The organism is Pseudoxanthomonas wuyuanensis (assembly GCF_900215535.1).
Lineage (GTDB): Bacteria > Pseudomonadota > Gammaproteobacteria > Xanthomonadales > Xanthomonadaceae > Pseudoxanthomonas_A > Pseudoxanthomonas_A wuyuanensis.
In genome coordinates this window covers 523,430-543,503 of the sequence record NZ_OCND01000002.1, presented here as the reverse complement: position 1 = coordinate 543,503, position 20,074 = coordinate 523,430, and the positions used below count along the sequence as shown (strand labels likewise).

14 protein-coding genes are annotated in these 20,074 nt (G+C 66.5%); 4 read left to right on the top strand and 10 right to left on the bottom strand.

The features are described 5' to 3' along the window. Window positions 1–82: 82 nt before the first annotated feature. Genes CRO39_RS07395 through CRO39_RS07385 form a run of 3 tightly spaced genes read right to left on the bottom strand, consistent with a single transcriptional unit; the run spans window position 83 to window position 5,448 of the window. Entirely contained in the window at window positions 83–1,201 is a 1,119-nt protein-coding gene (locus CRO39_RS07395) for an efflux RND transporter periplasmic adaptor subunit (protein WP_097121220.1), read from the bottom strand. Continuing rightward, window positions 1,198–4,398 (bottom strand): efflux RND transporter permease subunit, encoded by a 3,201-nt coding sequence (locus CRO39_RS07390; RefSeq protein ID WP_097121219.1) that lies wholly within the window; start codon window positions 4,396–4,398, stop codon window positions 1,198–1,200. The genes CRO39_RS07395 and CRO39_RS07390 overlap by 4 nt, the downstream gene beginning before the upstream one ends. A gap of 42 nt (window positions 4,399–4,440) precedes the next feature. After that, window positions 4,441–5,448 carry an aldo/keto reductase gene (locus CRO39_RS07385; protein WP_097121218.1) on the bottom strand — a complete coding sequence of 336 codons (1,008 nt, stop codon included), beginning with the start codon at window positions 5,446–5,448 and terminating at the stop codon, window positions 4,441–4,443. Between the two features lie 192 nt (window positions 5,449–5,640). Here CRO39_RS07385 and CRO39_RS07380 point away from each other — a divergent pair, with 192 nt between their 5' ends. Then, window positions 5,641–6,555, top strand: coding sequence for an AraC family transcriptional regulator (locus CRO39_RS07380; protein WP_097121217.1), 915 nt, complete (start codon window positions 5,641–5,643; stop codon window positions 6,553–6,555). A 9-nt stretch (window positions 6,556–6,564) separates the two neighbouring features. On the opposite strand, the gene CRO39_RS07375 is transcribed toward CRO39_RS07380, so the two are convergent. From CRO39_RS07375 to aspS, 3 genes are all read right to left on the bottom strand, one after another. Beyond that, window positions 6,565–7,083: a GNAT family N-acetyltransferase gene (locus CRO39_RS07375; RefSeq protein WP_097121216.1), complete on the bottom strand. Its 519-nt coding sequence runs from the start codon at window positions 7,081–7,083 to the stop codon at window positions 6,565–6,567. Window positions 7,084–7,439: 356 nt separating this feature from the next. After that, window positions 7,440–7,709 (bottom strand): DNA primase, encoded by a 270-nt coding sequence (locus tag CRO39_RS07370; RefSeq protein WP_097121215.1) that lies wholly within the window; start codon window positions 7,707–7,709, stop codon window positions 7,440–7,442. Between the two features lie 119 nt (window positions 7,710–7,828). After that, window positions 7,829–9,583, bottom strand: coding sequence for an aspartate--tRNA ligase (gene aspS / locus CRO39_RS07365; RefSeq protein WP_097121214.1), 1,755 nt, complete (start codon window positions 9,581–9,583; stop codon window positions 7,829–7,831). A gap of 248 nt (window positions 9,584–9,831) precedes the next feature. Here aspS and CRO39_RS07360 point away from each other — a divergent pair, with 248 nt between their 5' ends. After that, window positions 9,832–10,734 (top strand): DUF3011 domain-containing protein, encoded by a 903-nt coding sequence (locus CRO39_RS07360; RefSeq protein WP_097121213.1) that lies wholly within the window; start codon window positions 9,832–9,834, stop codon window positions 10,732–10,734. A gap of 97 nt (window positions 10,735–10,831) precedes the next feature. Here CRO39_RS07360 and CRO39_RS07355 read toward each other — a convergent pair whose 3' ends face one another. After that, entirely contained in the window at window positions 10,832–11,521 is a 690-nt protein-coding gene (locus CRO39_RS07355) for a hypothetical protein (protein ID WP_097121212.1), read from the bottom strand. 32 nt (window positions 11,522–11,553) lie between these two features. Beyond that, a complete protein-coding gene (locus CRO39_RS07350; RefSeq protein ID WP_097121211.1) occupies window positions 11,554–11,886 on the bottom strand; it encodes an FmdB family zinc ribbon protein in 333 nt (110 codons plus the stop codon). 198 nt (window positions 11,887–12,084) lie between these two features. Between CRO39_RS07350 and CRO39_RS07345 the strand changes: the two genes are divergently transcribed. Further along, complete coding sequence (locus CRO39_RS07345) at window positions 12,085–13,326, top strand: MFS transporter (protein ID WP_097121210.1); 1,242 nt, start codon at window positions 12,085–12,087, stop codon at window positions 13,324–13,326. A 65-nt stretch (window positions 13,327–13,391) separates the two neighbouring features. Then, the gene (gene ggpS / locus CRO39_RS07340) at window positions 13,392–15,728 is read left to right on the top strand and encodes a glucosylglycerol-phosphate synthase (RefSeq protein ID WP_097121334.1); all 2,337 of its coding nucleotides are present in this window, start codon (window positions 13,392–13,394) and stop codon (window positions 15,726–15,728) included. Here ggpS and CRO39_RS07335 read toward each other — a convergent pair. Further along, entirely contained in the window at window positions 15,635–17,182 is a 1,548-nt protein-coding gene (locus CRO39_RS07335; protein ID WP_097121209.1) for a sodium:solute symporter family transporter, read from the bottom strand. The genes ggpS and CRO39_RS07335 overlap by 94 nt on opposite strands. A 233-nt stretch (window positions 17,183–17,415) precedes the next feature. Continuing rightward, window positions 17,416–19,974 (bottom strand): hypothetical protein, encoded by a 2,559-nt coding sequence (locus CRO39_RS07330; protein WP_141400743.1) that lies wholly within the window; start codon window positions 19,972–19,974, stop codon window positions 17,416–17,418. Window positions 19,975–20,074: the final 100 nt, after the last annotated feature.

Below are 20,074 nucleotides of genomic sequence, written 5' to 3'. Positions count from 1 at the left end.
ACTTTATCTGTGGGAGCGGCATCTCGCCGTGGGCTTTGGGGCTTTTCGGCACGGCCGCAAGCGCGCGCGGCGGGACCCGCTGCTACGTCCCCTTCGGTGCCGGCTTGGCGGTCACCTGCGCGCCGCTTTCCAGCAGCGCGTTGGGCGCCAGCACCACCAGTTCGCCGGCGGCGATGCCCTCGAGGATTTCGACCTCCGCGCCAAGATTGCGGCCCAGCCGGACCGTACGGAACTCCAGCCGCGAGTCGCCGCCCAGTCGCGCCACCCGCGCACCGCCGGCGCCGGCCATCACTGCCGACAGCGGCACGATCACCGCGGGCGCCGCGCGCGGCACCTGCAGGCTCACCTCGCCGACCATGCCCGCCGGGATGCGTCCTTGCGGGTTGGACAGGCTCAGTTCGACCCGCATGCCGCCGGCATCGGCGGAAATGCTCTGCGCGGCGCGCACCACTTCGGCCTGGAAGTTTTCGCCCGCCAGTTCCGGGAAGCGGACATCGGCCCGCAGCCCGGGCCGCACCTGCAGCACCGCGCCCTGCGGCACGTCCACCAGCACCCGCAACGGGTCCAGTGCGTTGATCTCGAACAACGGGACGGCCGTGGCCGCATCGCCGACCACGCGGTCGCCGCGCTCGAGATTGCGGGCGGCCACCACGCCGGCGAACGGCGCCCGCACCACCTGGAAGGCCTGCCGTTCGCGCGCACTGGACAGGCGTGCCTCGGCCGCCGCCAGCGCCGCTTCGGCGGCATCGCGGTTGGCGCTGCGATCGCTGTACATCTCGCCAGAGACCGCGCCCGACCTGACCAGCACCGCGGCACGCTCGTAGTTGACCCTGGCCAGTTGCAGCGCGGCACGCATCCGGCCCACTTCGGCGGTGGCTTCGCGGACCGATTGATCCACTTCCGGCGCCGAGATTACCGCCAGCACCTGGCCGGCTTCGACCCGGTCGCCCAGATCGACGCGCCGTTCGCTGACGTACCCGGTGGCGCGCGGATACAGCTGCGCCGATTCGCCGGCGACGGCGCGCGCGGGCAGCCGCAATTCGTAATCGTCGGCGGCCGCCCGCGCCGGCACCGTCAATACCTCGGGCACCGCTGCGTCCGCCTGTTCGGCGGCGCTGCGGCTGCAGCCGGCCAGCGCCAGCAGCACGGCGGCAACGAAAATGCCCGCCATCGTCCGGGCCATGGGTAGGGTCTTCTTCATGCTACGGCTCCTGCGCCTGTGGCCTGATCGCCGGCGCTTTCGGTTTGCTGCGCGAAACGCCGGTTATGGCGGCGCCCCAGCACGGCAAGAATGGATGGCACCAGCACCAGCGTGGCCGGAGTGCCGAACAACAGCCCGCCGATCACCGCCCGGCCCAACGGCGCGTTCTGTTCGCCGCCCTCGCCCAGGCCCAGCGCCATCGGCACGATCCCCAGCACCATTGCGCTGGCGGTCATCAGCACCGGACGCAGACGCACCGCGGCGGCCTCGTAGGCGGCCAGTTCCTGGTCGTGCCCGGCGGCGATCAGATTGCGGGCGAAGCTGGTCACCAGCACGCTGTTGGCGGTGGATACGCCGATCACCATCATCACCCCCATCAGCGCCGGCACGCTGAGCGGCGTGCCGGTGACGAACAAGCCGACCGCCGCGCCGGCGATGGCGATCGGCAAACCGGACATCGCCACCAGCGGTTGCAGCCAGGACTGGAAGTTGACCACCAGCACCAGGAACACCAGCACCGCCGCCATCAGCAGGCCGCCGGCCAGTTCACCGTAGGCGCTCTGCATCTCGCCGGCCTGGCCGACGATTTCGATGCGGTTGGCCGGTTTCAGCTGCCGCTGCACATCGGCCACGATTGCGGTCAGGTCCGCGTAGACCGACCCCAGGTCGGTACCCTGCACATTGGCCAGCACGCTGACCGTCGGCGCCATCATCGTACGGCCCACGCTGGCCGGCACGCTGCGCGGCGTTGCCGTGGCGATATTGCGCAACAGCACCGTGCGCCCGTCCTCGCCAATCCGCAATGGCGTGTTGAGCAGGGTGTCGATGCCGGCCAGATCGTTGGGCTGGGCCTGCACCTGCACGGTGTAGGAATTGGCGGTGGCCTGCTCGACCCAGAACACCGGACTGACCGTGCCCGACGAACCCAGCACCGCCAGCACCGCACGGCTGGCGTCCTGCGCGCTGACACCCAGTTGCGCGGCGCGGCTGCGGTCGATGGCGATGTAGTACTCGGGCAGATCCAGCACCTGGCGCAGCATCACGTCCACCGCACCATGCGCATCGCGCAGCCGAGTTTCGATCTGGCGCGCGATGGCCAGATTGCCGGCGGCATCGCGACCGTTGACCCGTACTTCCAGCGCGCCCACCGCCGAGCCGGCCAGCGTCCGGCTGGTGGCATCGGGCGGACGCTCGAACAGTTTCACGTCGGGGAACTTCTCCGCCACCCGCTGGCGGATGGCCGCCAGGTAGCCGGCGCTGGAGCCATGCGGCGTGCGCAGCTGCACCATCACCTCGGCTTCGAACGAGCCGACCACCGCGCTGTCCACCCAGGCCAGGTTGATCGCGTCGGGAATGCCGATCTGCTCGTACACCGTCTGCAGTTCTTCGGCCGGAACGATGCTGCGGATCTCGCGCTGGATTTCCGCCAGCCGCTGCGCGGTCTGCTCCAGCCGGGTGCCGGTGGGCAGGCGCACCTGCAACCGGATCTGGCCGGCATCGACATTGGGGAAATACTCCCGGCCCAGCGACAACGCCGAGACCGCGCCCAGCGCCACCAGCAACAACGACGCCAGCGCCAGCACGCCACCGTGATGGCCCAGCTTCAACAGCAGCGCATGGTGGCGCCCGCGCAAGCCGTCCAGCGTGTGTTCGACCCTGTGGTTGGCCGCCAGCAACCAGCGCTCCATGCGCCAGCGCGGCTGCCCGCGGCTGCGGATGTCGGCCGGCAGCAGCAGATAGCAAAGGACCGGAATCAGCGTGCGCGAAAGCAGGAACGAGGATGCCATTGCGAAGATCACCGCCAGCGCCAGCGGCGTGAATACCCACGCCGACAGCCCGGTCATCAGCAGGATCGGCGTCAGCACGATGCAGATGGCCACGGTGGAGACGAATTCGGGGAACACCACCTCGCGCGCGCTGTCCAGGATCGCGGTGCGCACATCCTTGCCCATCGCCAGGTTGCGGTTGGTGTTTTCCACGTCCACCACCGCGTTGTCGACCAGGATGCCGATGGCCAGCGCCAATCCGCCCAGGGTCATCACGTTGAAGGTATAGCCCAGCAGTTGCAGCAGCGTCACCGATGACAGCAGCGCCAGCGGAATCGCCGACAGCACGATCAGGCTGGAGCGCCAGGAGCCGATGAACACCAGCACCACCAGCGCCACCAGTACGCCCACCAGCAGCGCTTCATGCCGGATCGAGGCAATGGCGTTGTCGACGAACACCGACTGGTCGAAGATCGGTTCGATGCGCATGCCCGGCGGCGCCGAGGCGGCGATCTCCGGCAGCCGCCCGCGGACCGAACGCACGATTTCCACCGCCGAGGCGCCGCCCATCTTGATCAGCGCCACCGACACCGCGCTGGCGCCGTCCATCCGCGCAACATTGGTCTGCAGCGCGCCGCCATCGCGCACCGACGCGACATCGCGCACGTAGATGACGTTGCCGCCGCGGGTGGCGATGGGCAGGTCGAGAAAGCCGGCAGCGGTTTCCGGGCTGGTTTCCAGCGCGATCTGCAGCTCGCGTGCGCCTTCGCGGATGGTGCCTGACGGCAGGGTCGGACTGCCGCGCTCCAGCGCGCCGGTGACCTGGGCCGGGGTCAGGCCATGGGTCTGCAGCGCACGCGGATCCAGATCCACCATGATCTGCCGCGCTGCGCCGCCATAGGGCAGGGTCATGCGGATGCCGGGGATGGACTGGATCTGCGAGCGCAACTGCAGGCGCGCATAGTCGTACAGCTGCGCTTCGCTCAGCGAATCCGAAGACAGCACCAGTTGCAGCACCGGCGTGCTGGATACGTTGTTGCGGATCACCAGCGGCGGCGAGGTGCCCGGCGGCATCCGCCGCAGAATGGTTTGGGAAACGGCGGTGATCTGCGCCAGCGCACGCTCCAGATTGACCCCCGGCTGGAAATCGACCCGCACGATACCGATGCCGTTGAGGCTCTCCGAACGCACTTCCTTGATGTCGTCGACATTGTTGAGGACCGCGATCTCCGAGAACGAGGTCAGCTTGGCCGCCATCTCCGCTGCCGGCAGCCCGCTGTAGGTCCAGATCAGGTTGACCGACGGAATCCCGACCTCGGGCAGGATGTCGGTGGGCATCCTGCGCGCGGACTGGATGCCGAACAGCAGGATCAGGATGGCCAGCACCCCGATGGTGTAGCGGCGGGACAGCGCGTATTGGACGATCCACATGGCGGACGTTTCCTGGAAACGGGGGAGCGGCGGAACCGCGACTCAGCGGTTGAGCTGGGCCATCGACGCGGCGGGATAGCGCGCGCCGACTACCGGCTGTTGCGCCATGACCTCTTCGATCTGGCTGCGTTCCTCGTCGCGCAGCGCGATCGCGGTGGCGGCAACGTTTTCCTGCAATCGTTCAATCCGGCGCGTGCCCGGGATCGGCACCACATCCGGGCCGCGATCCAGCAGCCAGGCCAGCGCCAGTTGCGCCGGCGTACAGCCGCGTGCCTCGGCAATCATCCGCAGCGCGCCGGCCAGGTTGCGGTTGTGCACCATCGCCTCGCCCTGGAACCGCGGCATGCGCCGGCGGAAGTCGTCCCCGGCCAGGTCGTCAACCTGCTGGACCGCACCGGCCAGGAAACCGCGCCCGAGCGGACTGTAAGCAACCAGGCCAGTACCCAGTTCGCGGCAGGCCGGCAGGATTTCCGCTTCGATATCGCGCGTCCACAGCGAGTATTCGCTTTGCAGCGCGGCAATCGGGTACACCGCGGCGGCGCGGCGCAAGGTCGCGGCGGCCGCTTCCGACAGCCCCAGGTAGCGCACCTTGCCGGCTCGGACCAGGCCCGCCATCGCGCCGACGGTGTCCTCGATCGGCACCTGCGGGTCGACCCGGTGCTGGTAGTACAGATCGATGTGGTCCACGCCCAACCGCTTCAGGCTGGCGTCGGCGGCCTGCCTGACGTATTGCGGCCGGCCATCGACAGCGCGCGCCGAAGCGTCATGCGGATCGCGGACAATGCCGAACTTGGTCGCCAGCACCACCTCGTCGCGGCGGCTGGCCAGCAGTTGCGACAGCAGCCGCTCGTTGGCGCCGCTGCCGTACATGTCGGCGGTGTCGAGGAAATTCACGCCGATGTCGAGCGCGTGGTGCAACACGGCCAGCGACTGCGCCTGATCGGCCGGGCCATAGAACTCGGACATGCCCATGCAGCCAAGGCCGATGGCCGACACGGACAGGCCGGAAGCGCCGAGCCGACGGCGCGGAACTGCGGATGCGGAAGGCATCGCGTACTCCGGAGGTTGGGGGAGGAGTACCGGTAAGGTAGATTCCGCGCTGTCGTCGGCGTTAGCTCATTGCTGCGACAAACTTGCCTAATTCTGCAAATCGTCCCCTGCGCGCGTGCCGAAGCCGGCCCGGATGCCGATAATCGGTTCGCACGACTCCCCCCGGACCGGACGCGCAAAGCCATGAGTCCTATGAGTTCCCCCAACCCGATCGCGCGCTATCCGCTGAATGCGCCGCAGACCGAACTGGCCGACCGGATTGCCCGTTTGAGTCCGCACGACGGCGTCCACGACACTCCCCTGCGGCAGTTGCAGACCATCCGCAGGAGCGCACCGACGCCGTGCTTCCCCAGCGTCTACGAGCCGCGGCTGTGCATCGTCGTGCAGGGCAGCAAGATCGCCATGCTCGGCGAGCAGACCTACCGCTACGACCCGCTGCACTACCTGGTCGTATCGATGCCGTTGCCGATGCTGGCCCAGGTGACCGATGCCAGTCCGGAAAAGCCCTACCTGTGCCTGCGCCTGGACATCGAACCGGAACTGATTGCGGATCTGATGCTGGATACTGCCGTCGGCATCGGCAGCGACCCGGCGGCCTGCGCGGCCTACGCCGCACAGATGACGCCGTCGTTGCTGGACGCGGTGCTGCGGATGATGCGTCTGCTCGATACGCCGGAGGATCTGAACGTACTGGCGCCAATGGCGCTGCGCGAGATCTTCTACCGGGTTTTGCTGGGTGATCTGGGCCATCACCTGCGCGACCTGGCGGTCCGCGACAGCCGCCCGCAGCGGATCGCCCAGGCTGTCCAGCTGCTGCGCCAGCACTATCTGGAACCATTGCGGATCGAAGCGCTGGCGCGTGCCGTGCACATGAGCGTGTCGTCGCTGCATCACCACTTCAAGCACGCCACCACGCTGTCGCCGCTGCAATACCAGAAGCAGCTGCGTCTGCACGAGGCGCGCCGGCTGATGCTGGCCGAAGGCCTGGAAGCGGCCGCAGCGGCGCACCGCGTCGGTTACGAAAGCCCGTCGCAGTTCAGCCGCGAATACAAGCGCCTGTTCGGCGCCCCGCCGCGCACGGAAATAGGGCAGCTGCGCGAGGCCTGAGCCGCAATCTCAACGCCGGCGTGGCCGCCGCAGGATGAATTCGTGGTCGCGGGTATTGCCGACCGGGAATTCGTAATCGCCCACCTTCTCGAAGCCGTAGCGCGCGTAGAAGCGCTGCGCGCCCAGGTTCTGCGACCACACGCCGATCCACAGCGTACGCGGACCGCCGCGCTCCAGCCACGCCAGCGCGGCATCGAACAACCGCGCGCCCCAGCCGCCGTTCTGGTGCGATGCCAGCACGTACAGGCGTTTGAGCTCGCCATCGCCGGGCGCTACCTGCGGATGCGGCAGACCGCAGGGACCGGCGGCAGCGTGGCCGACGGCTACGCCGTCCTCTTCCAGTAGCCAGACCGCGTAGTCCGGGTGCGACAGGATGGTGCGCTGCTTGTCGACCGTGTAGGCGTCGGCCAGAAAGGCCTGCAAATCCTCCGCCGGATACAGATGGCCAAAGGTTTCGGTGAACGTGCGCGCGGCCAGGTCGGACAGGACCTGGGCGTCTTCGATGGTGGCGCGGCGGATGGCGAGCATGGCGGAAACCAAATATGGGAGGTAAAAACGGCACGGTGCCCAACAACATAACAACTTCTTCGCCCACGCCCGGGGATGTCGACTTCGGCGGGAGTCGCCGGCCGTCAGGCTGGGGGTGCTCCGCCCTCCTGACGACGTCGTGTCTTTGCGTCGGCCGCAGGCTCGTTCCGCTTCGCGGCCCGAACCGGCCCGGCGCAGCGCGCCGGGCGTTCGCCAAGGCGCGCGGCAGTGCCGCGCAAGCCGCCTTGGCTCACCCATGGCCTGCTCTGCGCACCCCCAGCCCGCCGGCCGCCGCCTTCAGCGCCGGCTTCGGAAAAAGTGGAGATTCCTCAGGCTCAAGCCCCGCGTACAGCAGCTTATTCCTCTTCGTCCTCATCTTCCTCTTCGAGGTCCTCGTCTTCCTCATCCTCTTCTTCTTCGTCGTACTCGTAATCGTCTTCGCCGAAGTCTTCCCCATCCCAGCGGCCCTGGCCGTCGGGGACGAAGGTGACGGCCATTGCGTTCGGCGTGGCGCCCACGCGTACCAGCCAACCACCGAACACACGGGCACGTTCGGTCACCAGGCCGGCGTCCGAACCTTCATTGCCCAATTTTTCCCACTGCAGTGCAAAAGCGAACTCGGTCATGAGACAACTCCGAAAGTGAGACCCCTTGTTGCAAGGGGGCGGCGGGAGCCGCGGAGAATGGGAGACAACACCGGGAGCCGCCATTTCGCGCCTGCGAAATGACGGCGGCATGACCGCCGCTACGGCTGCGCCTTTTCCCGGACCCGGATGTGCACCTCGGCCAGTTGCTCATCCGGAATCGGCGATGGCGCGCCGGTCATCAGGCATTGCGCGGTGGTGGTCTTCGGGAACGGGATCACATCGCGTATCGACTCGGTGCCGGCCATCAGCGCGGCGATGCGGTCGATGCCGAAGGCGATGCCGCCGTGCGGCGGTGCGCCGTACTTCAGCGCGTCCAGCAGGAAGCCGAACTTGGCTTCCGCCTCTTCCGCACCGATGCCCAGCAGTTCGAACACCGCGCTCTGCATTTCCGGCCGGTGGATACGGATCGAGCCACCGCCGATCTCGTTGCCGTTGAGCACCATGTCGTAGCCGCGCGACACCGCCGTCCTGGCATTGGCACGCAGGTCGGCGATGTCGTCCACCGCCGGCGCGGTGAAGGGGTGATGCAGCGCCACGTAACGCTGGGCTTCCTCGTCCCACTCGAACATCGGGAAGTCGGTGACCCACAGCGGCGCCCAGCCGTCCCGCACCAGATTGAAGTCCTTGCCGGCCTTCAGCCGCAACGCGCCCATGAAGTCGGACACCTTGTTGTAGCCGCCGGCGCCGAAGAACACGATGTCGCCATTGCCGGCGCCGACGTGCCTGAGCAGTGCGGCAAAAGCTTCCTCGCTGAAGAACTTGGCGATGGGCGAACTGATCTCGCCGTTCTCGCCAAGCTTGACGTAGGCCAGGCCCTTGGCGCCGAACTTGGCCGCGTGCGCGGCGTATTCGTCGATCTGCTTTCTGGACAGGCTTGCGCCGCCGGGAATGCGCAGCGCGGCCACACGGCCGTCCGGATCGCCGGCGGCGGCGGTGAATACGGCGAACTCGCTGGCCTTGACCAGTTCGGCCACGTCCACCAGTTCCAGATCGATGCGCAGATCCGGCTTGTCCGAACCGTAGCGGCGCATCGCCTCGGCCCAGGTCATGCGCGGGAACTGCGCGTCCAGCTGGACGTCCATCACTTCCTTGAAGATGTCGCGGATCATGCCTTCCACGGTGTCCTGCACGTCGCGTTCGCGCACGAAGGCGAACTCCATGTCCAACTGGGTGAATTCCAGCTGGCGGTCGGCCCGCAGCGCTTCATCGCGGAAGCAGCGTGCGATCTGGTAGTAGCGGTCGAAACCGGCCACCATCAGGATCTGCTTGAACAGCTGCGGCGACTGCGGCAGCGCGTAGAACTCGCCCGGATGCATGCGCGCCGGCACCAGGAAGTCGCGCGCGCCTTCGGGCGTGGCCTTGGTCAGGATTGGCGTCTCGATGTCCTGGAAATCGCGGGCGTCCAACCAGCGGCGCAGCGCCTGCACCAGCTTGATGCGGGTGCGCTGCTTGCGCTGCATATCCGGCGTGCGCAGATCCAGGTAGCGGTACTTCAGGCGGATTTCTTCGCCCGCGTTCTCGTGCGCATGGAACGGCAGCGGCTCGGCCTTGTTGAGCACTTCGATGCGGGTGGCGATGATTTCCACCTTGCCGGTGCGGATCTTGTCGTTGACGCTCTGGCGCGCGCGCACCACGCCTTCGACCTGCAGCACGTCCTCATAGCCGAGGCTGGCGGCCACCTCGAACACCGGTGCGTTGTCCGGCTCCACCGTCACCTGCACGATGCCTTCGTGATCGCGCAGGTCGATGAAACAGACCCCGCCAAGATTGCGTGCAACGTCGGTCCAGCCGCACAGGGTGACGGTCCGGCCGATCATGGCCTCATCGATGAGGCCGCAGAAATGGGTACGCATGGAAGCTCCGCATGTATCGTCCGGCCGCTGCCGGAAGGGTTTAAAACAGCCGCAGGCTGGTCAGGTCCGCCTGCCGCCGCAGGCTGGTCAGGTCCGCCTGCCGCCGCAGGCTGGTCAGGCCCGCTTGCCGCCGCTGGCTGGTCAAGCCGGCTAGTTTACCCTGTGGAACGGTATCCGGCCGCCGTCGGCATGCTTGCGCGGCGTTAACGCAGCCGGACTAAGCTGGCCGCTCCGAGAGGGAGAGCGCCATGAAGATGCCGTTGATGCAGTTCATTCTTGCACTGTCGCTGGCTTTCATGGCCGGCACAGCGTCCGCCCAGGCCCAGCAACGCGCCTACGCGCCGGAAAACCTCCGCAGCCTGAGCGTTGCCGACCAGACCCGGGTCATCAGCCTGGAGTACTCCGAACAATCCAATGGCCGCCGGATTCCGGACGACCAGTTGCGCTTCTATCTGGACCAGATCAGGCAGTCCAACTGGACCTTCAGCCGCATCAAGCAGGACATCGCCACCTCGCTGGGCGGCAACCAGGGCGGCTGGAATCCCGGTTCCGCCGGTTCGGTGCTATGCCAGAGCGACAACAACCGCTATCGCGAATGCCGCACCAACTTCCGCGGCCCGGCGGTGCTGAGCCAGAACGTCTCGCAGACCCGCTGCGTGGAAGGCCAGAACTGGGGCAGCCGCGCCGGCATCGTCTGGGTCGACCGCGGCTGCAAGGGCCGTTTTGTCGAGGGCGCCGGCGGCGGCGGCCAGGCTTTCCGCTGCGAAAGCGACAACGGCCGCTATCGCGAGTGCCGCACCGGTTCCCGTGGCAATGTACGTTTGACCCGGCAGCTGTCCAGTACCCGCTGCATCGAGGGCAGCACCTGGGGCCAGCGCCAGGGACTGGTCTGGGTCAATGGCGGCTGCCGCGGCGAGTTCGTCCAGGCCGGCGGCGGCGGCTGGAATCCCGGCGCCGGCGACTACAGCGTCACCTGCAGCAGCCAGGGCGGCCGCCGCAGCACCTGCGCCTGGAACAGCCGCTATGGCCGGCCGCAGCTGATCCAGCAACTGTCCAGCGACAGCTGCCGCGAAGGCAGCAGTTGGGGTTACGTGGACAACCAGATCTGGGTGGACCGCGGCTGCCGCGCACGTTTCGGCGCCCGGCGCTGAATACGCAACCGGCCGCGGCCAGTTTGATCCGGCTCCGCAGAACCGCGTTTTCTGCGGGAGCGGCCGGCCAGGAAACGGCTCGCTGCCGGCCGCGGGTTCAACTGCCGGCCGGGGTGGCCGGGGTGGCGGCGTCCCCGTCGGCGCTGCCCCACGGCGCAGGCGGCAGCGGCACCTGCGTGGCCAGGTCGAATTCGACCTTGAACAAGCGTCCGCCCGGCCGACTGAGTTCGTAGACAAAACGCCGGTCCGGCTCGATTTCCATCGCCCAGACATTGGTCAGCGAAGCGGTAAGCCCTTCGCGCTCGAACAGGGCGACGGACTCGGCATCGACCGGGAACTCCTGCCGTTGCGCGGTGCCGGCCACGGTGGTCTCGCCACCGTACATCGTCAGCGCGTCTTCGCTGCCGTCCTCGTGGCGATGATCGTGCTTCAACCGCAGACCATCGGCGGTGCGGGTCAGTACCCAGGTACGCGAACGGTCGTCGCCGACATGGAAAGGAACCCGGAGTTCGCGCGTGGGCTCGTCGCAGCCGCGCACATGCATGACCAGCGCCCGGCCTTCGAACGCATCCGGCGTGGTCGGCCGGGGTTCGTTGGCGACGATGCGTCCCGCGAACGCCTGTCCGCAGTGCTGCGCCAGCGCGGCCAGGAACCGGTCCGCAGGCGCCGGCGCATCCTGGGCTGGCGGCGCGGTCGCGGCATCCGGCGGTGAAGAAGGCTTGCAGGCCGCCAGCAGCAGGCTGGCGGCAAACAGGGTCGGGAAGATTGCAATCGGATGACGGTTCATGGCGCCACCCTAACCGCAGCACAACAACGGTATCAAGTCGCCGCTGTGGAGGCCGCTGCGGGCTTGCTTTCCGGTTTGCTTTCTGCCTTCGCCGTCGCTGGCGCCGCTTCGGCCGGCTTGGCATCGCCGCCGGACTTGCTGGCGCCTTCTCCGCCATCGGCCAGGTTGCGCTTCTTGTCGCCGTCCTTCTTGAAGTCGGTTTCGTACCAGCCGCTGCCGGCCAGCCGGAACGCCGGCGCGGTCACCTGCCGCTTGACCGCGGCCTTGCCGCATTCCGGGCAGTTGTCCGGATCGGGATCGGAAAGTTTCTGCAGGCGGTCGAAGGAATGACCGCAGTCGGTGCATTCGAAAGCGTAGATAGGCATCGGAGGGCTCTGAAAGGCTGTAGCGGGCGGCGCGAAAGCGCCATCGCAAAGCGATGGTTCGCATTATTGGGGGCGGGCGGTACGGCTTCAAGATGCGGGACGGCCGACCCGCCCCCGCCGCCGAAAATTTTCTTCATTCCAATCAATATGTTATGATTTCGCCGTGGGAATCCATTCTTCTCCAAGGGGGTCGCGATCCTGTTGCGACTGACGGCCTTGCTGATGGGCGTGGCGCTGCTTCTGACCGGCAGCGGGCTTCTGGGTACCCTGCTGGCGGTGCGCGGCAGCCGCGAGGGCTTTGACGAACAGACCCTTGGGCTGATCATGTCCGGCTACTTCGCCGGCTTCTTCGTCGGCACGTTCTTCGCCCCGCGGCTGATTCGCCGCATCGGCCACATCCGCGCGTTCGCGTTCTACGCCTCGCTCGCGGCGATCGCCGTGATGCTGCATTCGATGTGGCTCAATCCCTGGGCCTGGGGCGGGTTGCGGGTGGTCACCGGCATCGCCCTGGTCGGGCTGTACACGACCATCGAAAGCTGGCTCAACGCCGAGCCCGATGCGCTGCGGCGCAGCCGGGTGTTTTCCGCCTACATGGCGGTCAATCTGTCGGCGCTGGCGCTGGGACAATTGCTGCTGCGTTGGGGCAATGCCGAAGGCGCCAGCCTGTTTGGCATCGCCGCCATCCTGGTCTGCGCCGCCGTGCTGCCGGTCAGCACGACGCGATTGGCGCAACCGGAAGTGCCCGACGTGCCGCACCTGCGTCCTAGCCGGCTGTACCGGCTGGCGCCAGTCGCCACCTTGGCCGCGGCCCTGTCCGGACTGGCGATGGGCGCATTCTGGGGTCTGACGCCGGTGTATGCCGATCGCGTGGGCATGGACGCCGACGGCGTGGCGATGTTCATGCTGACCGCCATCCTGGGCGGCGCGCTGCTGCAATGGCCGATCGGCTGCATCAGCGACGGCCATGACCGCCGGATCGGGTTAGCCATCGCCAGTCTGTTGGCCGCCGCCGTGGCGATGGCAACCTTGCTGCCCGCGGTGCAGGCGCACCGGCCGATGCTGTTTGCGCTGTTCTTCTGCTTCGGCGGGCTGGCGTTTTCGCTGTACCCGTTCGCGGTGGCGCACATGCTGGACTATCTGCCGCGCGAACAGTTGCTGTCGGGCTGCAGCAGCCTGCTGCTGGTGCATGGCATCGGCGCGGCGATCGGCCCGGGTCTGGCCGGCGCCGCGATGCAGCGGCTGGGTCCGCAGGCGCTGCCGCTGTATTTCGCAGCCGTGTTGTCGCTGCTGACGCTGTTCACGCTGACCCGGCTGGTGCGCTTCCGTCGCCTTCGCATCCACCCGGCCACGTTCCGTCCGATGCTGCGCACCACCCCGTCGGCGCTGGAACTGATGCCCGAAACCGAATCACCGTCCACTCAACAGAAGGAAGATCATTGACTGTTTCGAATATCACAACTCATACCTCATCCCCCCGCTCCACCGATACTCTCATCGAGCCACGCCTGATCCTGGCGACCGATCTGGACGGCACCTTCCTTGCCGGCTCTTCCGAAGACCGCTACCGGTTGTACCGCCTGGTCGACCAGCATCCCGAAATCCGCCTGATCTGGATCACCGGGCGCGGCCTGGAAGCGGTGATGCCGCTGCTGACCGACCCGTCCCTTCCCCGTCCCGACTACCTGGTGTGCGACGTTGGCGCCACCGTGGTCGACGGCAAAACGCTGCAACCGCTGCAACCTTTGCAATCGACCATCGATGCACGCTGGCCCGGCGACCAGACCGTGGCCGCGGTCATGCGCCGCTTTCCTGAACTGCAGCGCCAGGACGTGCCGCAGGAGCGGCGCTGCTCCTATTTCTGCGACCCGCAAACCCTGGAGCCACTGCGTTCGGAGATCGAGCAAACCGCGCAGGAACTGGGTTGCGCGGTTCTGTATTCGGCCGATCGCTACCTCGACATCCTGCCGCCCAAGACCGACAAGGGACGCACCTTGACCGCGCTGGCGCGCATGCTGGGCCTGCCGCGCGAGCGCGTGCTGGTGGCGGGCGATACGCTCAACGATCTGTCGATGTACGTGGCCGGCTTCCGCGGCGTCTGCGTCGGCGAATCGGAGCCCGCGCTGACCGATGCCACCGGCTCGCTGTCGGATGTGCTGCACGCCGAAGCGCCCGGCTGCGGCGGCATCCTGCAGGCCATCGGGCATTTCAAGCTGCTGGCCGAAGACGACCCGCACCTGACCGGCATGCCCGAACCGCGCAAGGGCGGCGCCGAACTGGTGATGGTCTATCACCGCCTGCCCTATGAGGAAGTCTTCGAAGACGGCGAAGTGAAGCGTCGCCAGCCGCGCTCGCCCAACGGCATCATTCCGTCGTTGCTGGGCTTCTTCCAGGGTGGGCAGAAGGGCTCGTGGGTCGCCTGGAGCATCGACGATCCCAGGCGCGGCCCGTTCGTCACCCATACCGAGGTCGATGCCCGACGCTACCCCACCCTGACAGCCGCGCGGGTGCCGCTGAGCAAGAGCGAAGTCGACATCTTCTACAAGCGCTTCTCGAAGGAAGCGTTCTGGCCGATGCTGCATGCCTTCTGGGAACGCGCGCGTTTCCGCGAAGACGACTGGAAGGTCTACCTGAAGGTCAACCGCAAGTTCGCCGAAGCCACCGCCGCCGAGGCCGCGCACGGCGCGACCATCTGGATCCACGACTACAACCTGTGGATGGTGCCGGCCTACCTGCGCGAGCTGCGGCCGGATCTGAAGATCGCCTTCTTCCACCATACCTACTTTCCGTCGGCGGACGTGTTCAACGTGGTGCCGTGGCGGCGCGAAATCATCGGCAGCCTGCTGTGCTGCGACTACGTCGGGTTCCACATTCCCCGCCAGGTGGAGAATTTCGTCGATGTGGTGCGCGGTGCGATGCCGGTGGAAGCGGTGTCGAAGGAGAACTGCGCGCCGCGTTTCCTGACCTACGGCTGCGCGGTCGGACTGGATACCATGACCACCTGCCTGAAGGTCGGCGACCGCAAGGTCGGACTGGGCGCGCATCCGGTCGGCACCGATCTGCGCCGGATCCGCGAAACGCTGGCCAATCCCGAGGTGCGCAACAACATCTTCAAGCTGCGCCGCGAAATCGGCGCGCGCAAGCTGGTGCTGTCGATCGAACGGCTGGACTACACCAAGGGCACGCTGGCCAAGCTGGAGGCCTTCGAACGCCTGCTGGAAGCGCAACCGCAACAGCAGGGCAAGGTGACGTTGTTGATGGTATGCGTGCCGGCCGCACGCGAGATGACCGTCTACCGGCAGTTGCAGACCCAGATCGAACAGGCGGTGGGCCGCATCAACGGGCGTTTTTCGCGGCTGGACTGGACGCCGGTGCGCTTCTTCGCCCAGGCGCTTCCGTTCGAGGATGTGGTGGCGCACTACGCTGCCGCCCAGGTGATGTGGATCACGCCGTTGCGCGATGGCCTGAACCTGGTCGCCAAGGAATTCATCGCCACCCAGGGTCTTGAGGGCGGCAATGGCGCGCTGGTGCTGTCCGAGTTCGCTGGCGCCGCGGCCGAGCTCAAGGGCGCGGTGCTGACCAATCCGCACGACCAGGCGGATCTGACCGCCGCCCTGGACCAGGCGCTGTCGATGCCCGAGGAGGAAGCCACCGGCCGCATGCGCCAGCTCTATGGCATCGTCGAGTACCACGATATCGACCGTTGGGGCCAGGAATTCCTGGCCGCGGTAGCCGGCTCAGACCAGATGCTTCACCAGAACGACAGTACCAGCGCCGCAGTGAGCAAGGCGCAGACCGCCATGCCCACGCGCAGCGGCACGGCGATCCTCCAGGAAGCTTCCTGACGTACCGCCGCCAGGCGATCCGGTTCGGGCGCACCGCCGAACCGGATCTGCCAGGCGGCCATCGCCAGACAGCTGAGCGCGAACAGCACGCCGGCCACGATGGTGAAATGCAGCGTCAGCCAGCCCAACTGCGAGCCGACGAACCACAGCAGGCTCAAGACGTGGCCGCTGACCGTGCCGTACAGCGCCGCGCGCGCGCCGATGCGCCGGTTCCACATCGCCATCGCGAATACCGCCACCAGTGGCGGCGTCACATAGGCGAAGGTCTGCTGCAGATAGGCGAACAGGCCCGGGAAGCGGTCGATCTGCGGCGCCCACAGCGCCGCCAGCGCCATCAATCCCAGCGTCAGCATGCGCCCCAGCCGCGCCAGCGCGCGCGTGTCCATGTGCGGACGGCGCGGTTGCACGAAATCGATGGCGATCAACGTGGAGGCCGAGTTCAAGGCCGAATCCACGCTGGACATGATGGCCGCCAGCAGGCCGGCCAGGATCAGACCGGCCACACCGGCCGGCGCATAACGGGAAACCAACTGGGCGAATACTTCATCGCCGCGCTGCAGATCCGGCAGCAGCGCCACCGCCATCGCCCCGGGCAGCACCATCAGGAACAGCGGCAGCAGCTTCAGTGCCGCCGCCAGCAGCGAGCCTCCCGCCGCCGCGTCGATGCTGCGAGCGCCAAGCAGGCGCTGCGACACGTACTGGTTCATCGTCCAGTAGTAGAAACCCAGAATCGGCAGGCCTATCAGCGTACCGAGCCAGGGCAGATCGGGATCGTCGAGCGGGCGGATCAGCGACAGGTGATCGGCCGGCACTGCCGCCACCATCGCCTGCCACGAAAAGTCGAACTCGGAAAACACCATGCCCGCAAGCAACGCCGAACCAGCCAGCAGCACCACGCTCTGCAACGCATCGGTATAGACCACCGCGCGCAGCCCGCCAGCGGCGGTGTAGATGCCGGCGAACAGCGCAATGCCGGCAATGGTCGGCGCCAGCGGCAACTGCGGGAAGAACACCTGCAGCACTACCGCACCGGCATACAGGCTGCCGGCGGTATCCAGCACGATCGCAAGGAATACCGTCACCGCCGACAGGTACTTGCGCATGCGCGCATCGAAACGCTTTTCCAGCAGTTCCGGCACCGTGACCAGCCGGTTGCCCAGCAACACCGGCACCACGAAACGCGCCGCGAACAGCAACACCAGCGCCGCCATCCACTCGTAATTGGCGACCGCAATGCCCGACGACCACGCTGCACCCGGCAGCCCGATCAACGTGGTCGATGAGATGTTGGAGGCGAACAGCGACAATCCCACCATGCCCGCACCCAACGAACGGCCGGCCAGGAACAGATCCTCGCTGTCGGGACTGCGCCGGGACACCCGCACGCAGACCACGACAAGTATTACGACATAGGTCAATAGAACGACGTAGTCGAGCGTGTGCAGCGCTCCCATCTTCCCCGCATCGATTGGATTCCCTTTCCAGGGAAACATGATTCCTCGTGCGGTTCAACCCGCAACACGGCTCCATTTCATGCGAGCATGCCACTCCGTGTCATCAAGTCGCAGGCGTGCGTGCCGAACTCCGGCCTGGATCATCCTGGGGTTGCCATCGCGCTGTGAAGCAAGCGCAGACGCCGCGGAACCGCCTTCGACACCGGCGGTCCATGTGCAGAACTTTCCTGCCGTCAGCGCAATCGCTGAGTTGCGGTATCGTCCGGTCCGACTTCCAACGGAACCCGGTCGCGAACAGCCACAGGCATAGAAGCCACGTCTCCGGCTGGCCCAGCGCTGCCTGGATCCTTGTCGTCGGCCGCATCGGCTGCGGTTTCCGGGATGACATCGGAGTCCGCATCAGCCGCGCTTCCGGCAATTGTCTGCGGGCCTCCGTTTCGCGCGCTCAACCATGCCATCAGCGAAACCGCCTTGGGCGCCTTGGACTTGGCAACTCCGCCGCAGTCCGGGCAATCATCGCTGGCATCATCGATGCCTGACATCCGCAACCGCTCTGATTGATGACCGCGCGGCCAAAAAGAGATATCGGCAACATAGCGCAGACGCGGGATGGCGGCCCTGCCTGGAGTAGTGCGGCGAACGCCCTGATTCGAATCCGCCATGCCTCCCGCCCCGGCCATCATCGACAGAGTCCCCAAGGAGGCGGCAACGCGTGCGGGACTGCCGGGATAGACGAAACCGGACATGCACGCACCGTTCTTGCATGCATAGAACGAGGGCCGGGAAACCACCCGATAGTTGGAATAGGACGGTGCCTGGCCCGGTGGCGGCGCGTACATGGTCTGCGTATAGATTTCCTCAATGCCGTAGTAGCGGTCCATCGTCTTGAGCAGCGGCTTGAAATAGCGAATCCTGCTGGCGCAACCGGAGGCTCCCTGGTTGAAGGCTTCAACGCAACTGCCGACATAACGCGATCCGCTCGAAAACTGGCCGGTTATGCGACGGTCATAGATGCCATCGTTGCTGATTGTCCAGTTGAGCGGGAAAGTCGTTACCGGCAGGCCATGGGTCCTGCTCTCCTCGGTTCCGCTGCCGTTGGAATCGCGAAACAACAGGTACTCGAAGGGACGAAACGTGTAGGTGGGAGCGCCCGATGCGCTGTAGCCGGACTGCCAGTCGCCCACCGCCGCGTCTGCAGGCAGGCTGTCGATGGCTTCGACCATGGTCAGGCTCATGCCAACCATGGTCTGAACTGCGCCTGTGTCATCTCTCCCGCTCGCCAGGTAAAGAACCGGCCCCAGCGAGCGGTATTGTCCCGCAAGGCGCCAGAACGAAGTGTCGGTCTGCGCGTTGACAATGCGCAGCACGCCTTGCGCGGCATCCAACGACCAAGTGAAATCCTCGGTTCCGAAGGCAACCTGCGGCTGCATCTGCTCATCCACGCTCCAGCCGTGCTCCACCGTGTAGCTGGCGGGAAAGCTGTTGATGGCATGCTTGACATAATCGCATTCGGCAAGGCTGGAAGACTGCGACAACCCGCCTACCTGCATGCACATCCATGGCAGCGTTCGGCGCAGCCCAGGAGTACCCGGCCATCCATCGCTACGCGACCAGGCTGCAAGCGCGGTGGAGGACAGGGTACGGTATTCGGTCAACGTCACCGGCGTTGCGCCAGGATTCCAGAGATCAACATCTCTCCACACCGACCGGACGGCCCAGATACTGACATCCTGCCCCAGCGTCAACCGGCGCAGGCTATGGCCCAGAGAAGTTCTCTGGATGATGCCGGGCGATGGCGCGGTCCGGTCATAGGTCCGGACTCCGGCGCCATTGGGCTGAAGGCCGACGACGCCGTCGCTATCCAAGCCGATCGCATAGTTGGGATCGACCAGTGGCTTATTTTCGTGCAAGTCGACGCTGCCATCGGCCTTGCGATGCAGCAGGAACAGATTGCCCGCGGTAAGCGGCATCTCGGCGTAGGGAACGCCGTCGATCATGACCAGCCGGTCGGGGATTTCGGAGATCGACTTCACCGGCGCCGCATCCTGCTGGGCAAAAAGATAGCCTTGGGACGCCAGCTGAAAACCGGATTGCTCGACATAGTTGCGGAAGGCATCCCGCGCCTGCAGCAACTGATAGCCATTGCTGAATCCTGCCGGCAGCGGCCATTCGCCGCTGGCCGCCGCCGACAATGCATACGCGACTGTCTCCAGATCGCGATTGGCGGCCGAACGCATGGCCTGCTCGAACTCGGCGACACTGGCCGCGTCACGCCCGCCCAGCGCAAACCTTACCAACCAGGACAAAGCGGTGCTGTAAGGCGATACCCGCAGCGACGAATGTTCGGCCACCACCACCTGCGAATCGCTGCCAGCCAGCATCCTCAACCGATCCGCGCTGCCGAGCACCGAACGGTAGTGCACGCGAGTGGCCTTGGCCTCGACGATCACCATGTCCAGCGGCGACGGCCGGCCGATATTTGCGGAGTATTTGTTGCCCTGCACCGTGGCCAGATAAGTCTGGCCGCCCACCGTCACGGTGACAGCCAGTCCAGTCGACTGCGGCGCCAGGCCGACGACTTCGCCGGACAATTTCAGTGCCGCGATCGGAATCCTTGGCTGTGAGCCGTTAACGCGAATCGCGGCGGCAGGCGTCGCCGCCGGTACCGGCTGCGATGAGCCGGATATGCGTGTAGACGCCGGAATCCCGCGGAATTCCGGCATCAGCGCTGCGGCAAACGCAGCCACAGAAGCCATGGCCACGACGGCCATCCCTGCCTTGGCAAATCTCATCTTGTTCCCCTGAACGCCATCCGGTCAGGCGACCCGCAATGGCGTTTCCTTTGCCCCCGGAAACGCCGCGGCACACCCCGGCCGGAAGAATCTACACGCA

What these genes read in the sequence shown, in the direction of transcription:
- CRO39_RS07395 (WP_097121220.1), bottom strand. Translation starts at nt 1,201, where the DNA reads ATGAAGAAGACCCTACCCATGGCCCGGACGATGGCGGGCATTTTCGTT.
- CRO39_RS07390 (WP_097121219.1), bottom strand. Translation starts at nt 4,398, where the DNA reads ATGTGGATCGTCCAATACGCGCTGTCCCGCCGCTACACCATCGGGGTG.
- CRO39_RS07385 (WP_097121218.1), bottom strand. Translation starts at nt 5,448, where the DNA reads ATGCCTTCCGCATCCGCAGTTCCGCGCCGTCGGCTCGGCGCTTCCGGC.
- CRO39_RS07380 (WP_097121217.1), top strand. Translation starts at nt 5,641, where the DNA reads ATGAGTTCCCCCAACCCGATCGCGCGCTATCCGCTGAATGCGCCGCAG.
- CRO39_RS07375 (WP_097121216.1), bottom strand. Translation starts at nt 7,083, where the DNA reads ATGCTCGCCATCCGCCGCGCCACCATCGAAGACGCCCAGGTCCTGTCC.
- CRO39_RS07370 (WP_097121215.1), bottom strand. Translation starts at nt 7,709, where the DNA reads ATGACCGAGTTCGCTTTTGCACTGCAGTGGGAAAAATTGGGCAATGAA.
- aspS (WP_097121214.1), bottom strand. Translation starts at nt 9,583, where the DNA reads ATGCGTACCCATTTCTGCGGCCTCATCGATGAGGCCATGATCGGCCGG.
- CRO39_RS07360 (WP_097121213.1), top strand. Translation starts at nt 9,832, where the DNA reads ATGAAGATGCCGTTGATGCAGTTCATTCTTGCACTGTCGCTGGCTTTC.
- CRO39_RS07355 (WP_097121212.1), bottom strand. Translation starts at nt 11,521, where the DNA reads ATGAACCGTCATCCGATTGCAATCTTCCCGACCCTGTTTGCCGCCAGC.
- CRO39_RS07350 (WP_097121211.1), bottom strand. Translation starts at nt 11,886, where the DNA reads ATGCCTATCTACGCTTTCGAATGCACCGACTGCGGTCATTCCTTCGAC.
- CRO39_RS07335 (WP_097121209.1), bottom strand. Translation starts at nt 17,182, where the DNA reads ATGGGAGCGCTGCACACGCTCGACTACGTCGTTCTATTGACCTATGTC.
- CRO39_RS07330 (WP_141400743.1), bottom strand. Translation starts at nt 19,974, where the DNA reads ATGAGATTTGCCAAGGCAGGGATGGCCGTCGTGGCCATGGCTTCTGTG.